Below are 1,363 nucleotides of genomic sequence, written 5' to 3' on the forward strand. Positions count from 1 at the left end.
TTAGTTCAGGTAATGCTGGTGCTCCGGGGCAAGTGTTGACATCCCAAGGACCAAATGCGTCTCCTGCTTGGAATACTCTTGAAAATCAAGGGTATGTTAAAGGCGTTTTTTACTCTAATGATAATTCTAATAACTATTATACAGGAACATTAAACGGAGCAGGTTATACTACGATCAATTATAATAATATTTCAAAGATAGATAATTCAGTAATAGCATATAGTAATGGTACTTTTACCGCAAAGAAGAATGGCTTTTATACTATCCATTCATCTATTGCTATGCAATTTAATGGCCAAATAGCGAAAGGCGCGGCGGTGCTTGCAATTATGAGTAATAATAATTTAATGTCTGCTACACATAGTGTTCACGAAGGACAATTTACAATGACTACTTACGGGGTGAGTGTGTCATCTTCGGCATATCTTACGGCGGGTCAAACATTTTATGTAACACATGTTGATCACTTGAATCATAATGTTATAGGTAGAAACATTACCATTATATATACTCAATAAAATCTTAAGAAATAGACCAGTATTGAAGTATCAAAATACTGGATTTAAACTAAAGAGCAATCAATATTAAACTATAGAAGAAACTTCTTCTATAGTTTTTTGTTTTATAGGATTATTTTACATTCTCTGCCGATGCATTTGATTTAGTTTACATAAAATAACCTGAGTTCGGGTTAAGGGTTTCAAGTAAACATTAATAAATCAATTGCTTAAATTGGTTATTATTATTTCTTAGTTCATTTTATTAATTTTCAGCATAGAAAATCGGTGTGAATAAAAATATTGAATCCGTTTTTACAAAATTTTTAGGGAATAAAAAGCTAAAATACTAACATCGTAATTATATTGATCTCATTATCAGTAATTTGAAAAACACTTTCATTCTGTTTCTTATCCCGAACGAAGGTTAAAATAATAAGATCAAATGTGGCCTTTCTTTCAGTCGGGAAATAAAAGAATAAATATCAAAGAGGTTAGATCAAAAATCGTGTAGTATTTTTTGTATACAGATGTAATAAGTATGATACTATTGCAATAAAAGTTCTACATTTTTCCGATTTAATAGTTTTTACTTTTGCCCCGCGTTATTTTTGGAATAAAATAAGAATATATCATCTGTGAAATATTTTAATAATGTGAATGAAGATAAGTGATTTTATACCATTACAATATAGACTTTGAGCTAATCAGAATATATATAAATAACAGCAAGCATACTTAAATTATTTAAATCAAGATAATTTTCAAATATAATTAAACACTTTTAAGAATGAAAAACTATTATGTAATAGCCTTTTTGGCTATTAACTCTATTGTTTATTCCCAAGTTGGAATAAATACCACCA

Annotated in this window: 1 protein-coding gene; it reads left to right on the top strand. The window is 28.9% G+C overall.

Going from position 1 to position 1,363, the window contains the following annotated elements; all coding sequences use genetic code 11:
* On the top strand, window positions 1-518 hold a 518-nt coding region (locus BW926_RS14460), incomplete at its 5' end, for a hypothetical protein (RefSeq protein WP_179078028.1).
* Window positions 519-1,363: the final 845 nt, after the last annotated feature.

This window comes from Chryseobacterium sp. RU37D (genome assembly GCF_900156075.1).
In the GTDB taxonomy this organism is placed as follows: domain Bacteria; phylum Bacteroidota; class Bacteroidia; order Flavobacteriales; family Weeksellaceae; genus Chryseobacterium.